This is a genomic window from Skermanella sp. (assembly GCF_059503625.1).
On sequence record NZ_JCACHA010001000.1, the window covers coordinates 1 to 6,254 of the forward strand.

Genomic DNA, 6,254 nt, shown 5'->3' on the forward strand with positions numbered 1-6,254 from the left:
GTCACGCCGGGCGAGTCGACGGTCACGGTGTTTCCCCGGCCGCCGCCGTCGATGCCGGAGCCGGGCTGCCCTACCCCCGTGCCGGGTGGCGCGATGGTGACCGGCCCCGGATGGAGGCCCGGAGCCAGCACCAAGGTATCGCCGGCAGTTGCCGCGCCGAGCGCTTCGGCCAGCCCGCCCGGCGCAATGGTCACCGTGGCCGCGCGGGCCTCGCCGGCCCAGGCCGCTATTGCGGCCAGAACAGCAGCCGCGATGAACAGAGTGCCGAGCCGTGACATGGCCGTTTCCCTTATACCGCGCGCGGTTCGACCAGCATCCGGCCGCCCATCTCCATGTGGAGAGCGTGGCAGAACCACTGACAATAGTACCAGTGGACGCCGGGGCGGTCGGCGGTGAAGGTGACCGAAGCGGTCGCCTGCGGCCCGACTTCCATCGCGACGCCGTAGTTGGTCACGGTGAAGCCGTGGGTCAGGTCGTCCACGTCGTCCATGTTGGTGACGTAGATCGTGACCTCGTCGCCCTGTTTGACGGTGAACTCCTCCAGCCCGAAGGCCGGGGCCAGCGCCGTCATGTAGACGCGGACCTTGTCGCCGTCGCGTATCACCTTGCTGTCGGTTTCAGGATCGACGCCGTCCGCCTTGGCCTGCTTGACCGCATCGGCGAACATCGGGTCGTCGCGCCGGTAGGCGTTGACCGGGTTCACCTTGGACCGGTGGACGATCAGCGTGTCGTGCGGCTCGGCGAAGGTCGGACCGTCATGGACGATCTTCATCTGGTCGCCCGAGATGTCGATCAGCTGGTCGTTCTCCGGCTTCAGCGGACCCACGTTCAGGAAACGGTCCTTGGAGAACTTGTTGAGCACGATCAGCCATTTGCCGTCGGCCTCCTTGGTCTGGCCCATGGACGAGTGCAGGTGGCCCGGCTGATAATGGACATCCAGCTTCTGGATGATCGGATCGACCTTCTCGCCCTTGAACGCCCGTACCGCCTTGTCCAGGTTCCACTTCACCACCTGGCTGTCCAGGAACAGAGTGGTGTAGGCATTGCCCCGGCCGTCATAGGCGGTGTGGAGAGGCCCGAGGCCGAGTTGCGGCTCCGCGACCACGACGTCGCGCGGCTTGATCTTGTCGTCGAACAGATCGTCCAGCCGGCGCACGTCCAATACCGTCACGGTCGGCGACAGCTTGCCGTTGACCGTGACGTGGATGCCATCGGGGGCGGTGTTGACGCCGTGCGGGCTGTTGGGGATCGGGATATAGCGGGTAAAGGGCGAGCCGTGGCGTCCATCGACGACGGGCACGCCGTTGATGACTTCGACCTTGCCGTCCTTCACCGCCTGCTCGATGCGCTTGATGTTGAAGACGACGACCCAGTCCTGTTCCTTGGCGGTCATCTCGGCGGTGGTGACGCCTTCTTCCGAATTGTAGCAGGTCGAGAAGACGTATTTGCCCTGATAGTCGGCGTCGGTGTTGTCGAGGTTGCCGTCCACCCAGACCTGCCACGCGACTTTCATCGCGTCGCCGTCGATGGCGGAGAAGTGCGAGCGGTACTTCTTCGGCTCGTCCAGGATCTTGCCGTCGTTGGGCGTGGGCACGCGCTGCTCGCCGTTGGCGAAGACGTAGCCGGTGCGCGGATACTTCTGAAGGCGCAGGCCATGGATCGCCGAGGCGTTGGGGATCTCGATGATCTTGTCGGTCTTCATGATGTCGCCGCGGATGCGGGCGACGCGGCTGTTTGCCTTGTCGTTGCAGAAGATGTAGCGGCCGTCATAGGTGCCGTCGGTGAACGACATGTGCGGGTGGTGCAGGTCGCCGTTCTGGTAGACGCCGCCGCGCGTCTTCAGGAACTCGCGGGTGCTCTCCGACAGGCCTTCCGTCAGGATCTTCCGGCTCTCGTTGGTCTGTCCCCAGCCGGTGGCGCTGCACCGGGTGAAGACGGGGATGCGCATCAGCTCGCGCATCGACGGCGCACCCATGACGCGGACTTCGCCGGAATGCCCGCCGCTGTGGAACACGTAGTATTCGTCGAGGTCGCCGGGCTTCACCTCGGCGCTCTGCTTGCCGCCGCCGGTGGAAGCCGCATGGGCCGGAGATGCTCCCAGCAGGCTGTCACCGACCATCACGGCGCCGGTTCCGCCGATGGCTCCGGTCAGGCCGGCAAGAGCCGCAACCTTGGCGGTGCCGCCCAGCAGATGGCGGCGGTCGATGCCCGTCGATTTCTCGTTCTCATCACGCATGATTTTTCTCTTTCAGGCTAGCGAGGATCCGGCGGCGCGCTTCTCGCGCTTCAGACGCCGTTGGATCATGACCGGACATTTCTGGTCATGGTGGTAGAGCACCTGGCAATGCATGCACTGGATGCATTCGTTGGGATTGATGTGGCCTTCCGGGTGGATCGCCTGGACCGGGCATTCATTGCCGCAGCGCTGGCACGGGCTGCCGCATTCCTTGTAGCGGCGCAGCCAGTCGAACATCCGCATCCGGCCCGGAATGGCGAGAGCGGCGCCCAGCGGGCACAGGTAGCGGCAGAAGAAGCGCTCGATGAACAGTCCGGCCGCCAGCAGGGCTGCAGCGAACAGGACGAACCACCAGTCGCGGAAGAAATGCAGGATGATCGCCGTCTTGAACGGCTCGACCTCCGCCCCGCGTTCCGCCGCCGACAGCGAGTACATCGACAGGCCGAACAGGACGAGGAAGATCATGTACTTGATCGGCCAAAGCCGCTGATGGACGCCGAACGGCACCTTCACCTTGGGCAGGTGCAGCAGTTGGCCGACCTTGTAGAGGAGTTCCTGGAGCGCTCCGAACGGGCACAGCCAGCCGCAGAACGCGCCGCGTCCCCAGAACAGGATCGACGCCGCGACCGAGAACCACAGGATGAACACCAGCGGGTCCATCAGGAAGTAGTCCCAGCGGAACTCGCTCCGCAGCGCGTCGGCGAAGGTGAAGATGTTGACGACCGATAGCTGCCCCTTGGCGTACCAGCCCAGCCAGACCAGGGTGAACAGCAGGAAGCCGATTCGGACCCTTTGGTAAAGTGCTGGACGGCGGACAAGGCTGTCCTGGAAGAAGAAGAGGCCGGTGAGGAAGGCAATTGCGCTCAGCGTGACCGCGATATCGGCCAGCCGGTTCTCCCAGATCCTTTGCCACAGCGGTATTTCCGCAGGCGGCTCGTCGTCCGAAGTTACAGCCGCGGCGGCAGCCATGGTTGGAGCAGGGGGCGCAACCGCTTCCGTCTTCAGGTACTTGGCCGGCGGCTGGTAGCCGAGGTCGAACGATACGAAGGCCTTTTCCAGCGCGCCGGTCGCCCGCTGCACCAGCAGCGACAGCCGCCACGGCTCGGCCGGATCGAACTCCGTCCCCTCCGGGATCGCGAACAGACCGACTTCGGGGAAATCGGGAGCCCCGGCTGCCGCCACGCCGCCCAGTCTCGAATGGGTGCGGTCGCGGAACCGGACGCCGGTGTCGCCCTGGACCAACTCGATCCGGTCGAAGATGCCGCCCCGGACATAGCCGGAACCCTTGAACGAATACCGACCCTCTCCCGCGATCAGCAGCGCGTGCTGGCCCGGCTTCAGCCTTTGGGCCAATGCCTGATACTCGGATTCGCCCAGCAGGCTGCGCCCGATGGCGGGGATGGAAACCAGGGTCGCGTAGAGGTCGATGAAGGATTCGTCGGCAGCGCCCGGCTCCGGCTTTGCCATGGCCTCCGCCTTGCCGGTCCGCTCGAAGGCCGCGTTGACCTCTCCGACCGTCAAGGCAAGGCGTCGGACCGATCCGTCGCCGACAAGCGTCGACCAGTCCTCGGCATCGCCCTTGGTCGGGTCCAGGACGCGCCTGGACTGCGCCGTCGGGGCGGCGGCTCCGGCCAGACCCAGCGCCTGCGCCACCTTGCGGCCCGACCGCACGATGCTGTCGCCGATCACCATGACAGTGACGGTGGCGCCCGATACGATATCCACCGGCGGGCTCGACGACGACTGGCTGGCGAGTTCGATTACGCTCTGGCCGACATATCCCGTTATAAACCGGTTGATGCGCTCCGCCGGGATACCGATCAGGACGATAGGTTCGTGATGATCGACCAGCTTGGCCCCGGCGACGCGGGCATCGATACCGAGCCCGACCAGCACATGGATCGGACGTCCGGAATATCCCGTCGTGTTGACGAAGTCGGAATTGAGATAGGCGTAGCCCAGCACCTTGTCGCCCTGAAGGACCGGCGCCACGGGAACGCTGTTATGGATCGGTCCGAAGCGGTCGGCGCCGGGGAACAACTCGGACGGCTCCGCCCTGGAAAGGTATTGTCCCAGCAGCGGTGCGGCAGCCTGAGCGGTCGAGGAAACGCCGGCAAGGATCAGGAACGCAGCCGAGATCGCGAGCAAGCTGTTCTTTACGCCCAGTATTCGCTGCACTAACGATGTCATGATCCGCGCCAGCAGAATTGATATTTATCAAGTGAAGTCTCCAAGCAGGTCAAAGGAGCGTCACTTGTTGCGGCTGGATAGAAACCCCTATTGTCGGTACTGGATTTGACTAAGGTCAAATCGGCGCCTGTTTTTATAAATTACGGTCCTGTTGCATCGGGCGGATCACGAGATGGAGCGAATCCCATGAAACTGCTGTGTCAGGAACCGGGCGCTCCGGTCGAATCGGAGGCCGCCCTGATCGGCATCGCCCTTGCCCTGGAGCGGGAGGCCGTCCGGCGCTACCGGCAACTAGCAAGCCTGATGGATGAGCGCGGAGCCGTCGAGACGGCGGCGACCTTCCGCGCATTGATGGAGGAGGAGCAACGCCATGTCGAAGCGGTTGCATCCGTTTCGGCGGCACTGACCGGCGATGTCCCCGACACCGCGCCTTTCGTCTGGCGTCTTCCTCCGGAGATCGCTGCTTCGTGGGAGGAACTGGCCGGCCGCACCGACCTGACGCCGTATCGCGCCCTGTCGCTGGCGGTGCTGAACGAGGAGCGCGCCTTCGCCTTCTACAGCTATATCGTTTCCGCCGCGACCGATCCGGGCGTGCGGAAGCAGGCCCAGGCGCTGGCGCTGGAGGAACTGAACCACGCCGCCAAACTTCGCCATCAGCGCCGGAGAGCCTGGAGGAAATCGCGGCAGGAACATGGCGATGCCGTGGCGCATGTCGAGGATCTTCGCGGTCTGGCGTTTCTGGCTGCCGGTATGGCCGCCGAAGCGATCGCCATCCTGCGCGCCGCAGCGTCTGCTTTGGATAGTGCCGATTCCAGCGTCATGATCCGAATCGCGGACGATCTGGCGGACCTGAGCGCCGGCGCCGATTTCCCGTCCGCTCAAGTCGACCCGGCGCTCAGCCACGGGCAAATCCTGCGCTCGGCGCTGCTGCCGCTGGAGAAGATGGCGGAGGCGTTTTCCGACATCGCCGAGCACACCGGGGACGAAGCCGTCATGCTGGAAGCGCAGCGCCTTTTCGGCATCGCCGTCGGGCATGCGGCGGTACTGGGCGAACTTTCACGCTGACGCGGAGATCGCCAGCAGCAGGCCGAAAATCGCCACCAGATAACCATAGAGCAGGGTGCGCCACCCGGAGCTGGCACGGTTGACTTCGAGGAAGTGGCGCAGGATCTGGAAAGCCTTGAACGCTCCGGCCAGCAGTACGGCCGTGTTTACCGCCCAGGACGGTACGAAGGCGGCGAAGCTCATGGTCGTCAGGCTCAGCAGCGTCAGCGATACCAGGATCGCCCAGGTCCGGGTCAGGATCGTCATGATTCAGCGCACCAGATAAATCAGGGGATACAAGACGACCCAGATAAGGTCGACCATGTGCCAGAACGCGGCTCCGGTTTCCAGGTTGTCCAGGCTGTCCCACTTCAGGACGATGCCGAGGATGATCAGCCCCATCAGCACATGCAGGGCGTGGAAACCGGTCAGCAGATAGTAGAAGGCGAAGAAGTCGTTGGTATCGACGGTGATGCCCGCCGACAGCTTGGACCCGTACTCGAAGACCTTCACCACGAGGAAGATCGCTCCGACCGCGATGGACGCCGCCAGCGCCGGACGCGGCGAAGCGCCGCGCCGCTTGGCGCGGACCGCCAATGCTGCAAGCCATCCGCTGGTTATCAGCACCAGCGTATTGACGCCGCCCTGCACTCCGTCGAGCTGCGACCGGGACGCCTCGAAGGTCACCGGGTCCAGTTCCCGGGCGATCGAGAACCCGACGAAGGCGACCCCGAAGACGACCAGCTCTCCCAGGATCAGCAGCCACATCATCGGGTTGCCGGGC

Annotated in this window: 5 protein-coding genes and 1 pseudogene; 1 reads left to right on the forward strand and 5 read right to left on the reverse strand. The window is 64.6% G+C overall.

The features are described 5' to 3' along the window. The 3 genes and pseudogenes from AC5JJ6_RS36540 to AC5JJ6_RS36550 form a co-directional block, all read right to left on the reverse strand. Positions 1-278: pseudogene (locus tag AC5JJ6_RS36540) on the reverse strand (nitrous oxide reductase family maturation protein NosD); the annotation flags it as partial. Between the two features lie 11 nt (positions 279-289). Next, complete coding sequence (gene nosZ / locus AC5JJ6_RS36545) at positions 290-2,236, reverse strand: TAT-dependent nitrous-oxide reductase (RefSeq protein WP_496046743.1); 1,947 nt, start codon at positions 2,234-2,236, stop codon at positions 290-292. A gap of 12 nt (positions 2,237-2,248) precedes the next feature. Then, positions 2,249-4,426: a 4Fe-4S binding protein gene (locus tag AC5JJ6_RS36550; RefSeq protein WP_496046744.1), complete on the reverse strand. Its 2,178-nt coding sequence runs from the start codon at positions 4,424-4,426 to the stop codon at positions 2,249-2,251. A gap of 186 nt (positions 4,427-4,612) precedes the next feature. Here AC5JJ6_RS36550 and AC5JJ6_RS36555 point away from each other — a divergent pair, with 186 nt between their 5' ends. Beyond that, the gene (locus tag AC5JJ6_RS36555) at positions 4,613-5,491 is read left to right on the forward strand and encodes a ferritin-like domain-containing protein (protein ID WP_496046745.1); all 879 of its coding nucleotides are present in this window, start codon (positions 4,613-4,615) and stop codon (positions 5,489-5,491) included. On the opposite strand, the gene AC5JJ6_RS36560 is transcribed toward AC5JJ6_RS36555, so the two are convergent. Both AC5JJ6_RS36560 and AC5JJ6_RS36565 read right to left on the reverse strand, forming a co-directional pair. After that, positions 5,483-5,737 carry a cytochrome C oxidase subunit IV family protein gene (locus AC5JJ6_RS36560; protein ID WP_496046746.1) on the reverse strand — a complete coding sequence of 85 codons (255 nt, stop codon included), beginning with the start codon at positions 5,735-5,737 and terminating at the stop codon, positions 5,483-5,485. The two genes, AC5JJ6_RS36555 and AC5JJ6_RS36560, sit on opposite strands and share 9 nt — an antisense overlap. A 3-nt stretch (positions 5,738-5,740) precedes the next feature. Then, positions 5,741-6,254, reverse strand: a 514-nt coding sequence (locus tag AC5JJ6_RS36565) for a cytochrome c oxidase subunit 3 family protein (protein ID WP_496046747.1), incomplete at its 5' end; no start/stop codon positions are given.

Coding starts and splice junctions, on each gene's coding strand:
- nosZ (WP_496046743.1), bottom strand. CDS start 2,236: ATGCGTGATGAGAACGAGAAATCGACGGGCATCGACCGCCGCCATCTG.
- AC5JJ6_RS36550 (WP_496046744.1), bottom strand. CDS start 4,426: ATGACATCGTTAGTGCAGCGAATACTGGGCGTAAAGAACAGCTTGCTC.
- AC5JJ6_RS36555 (WP_496046745.1), top strand. CDS start 4,613: ATGAAACTGCTGTGTCAGGAACCGGGCGCTCCGGTCGAATCGGAGGCC.
- AC5JJ6_RS36560 (WP_496046746.1), bottom strand. CDS start 5,737: ATGACGATCCTGACCCGGACCTGGGCGATCCTGGTATCGCTGACGCTG.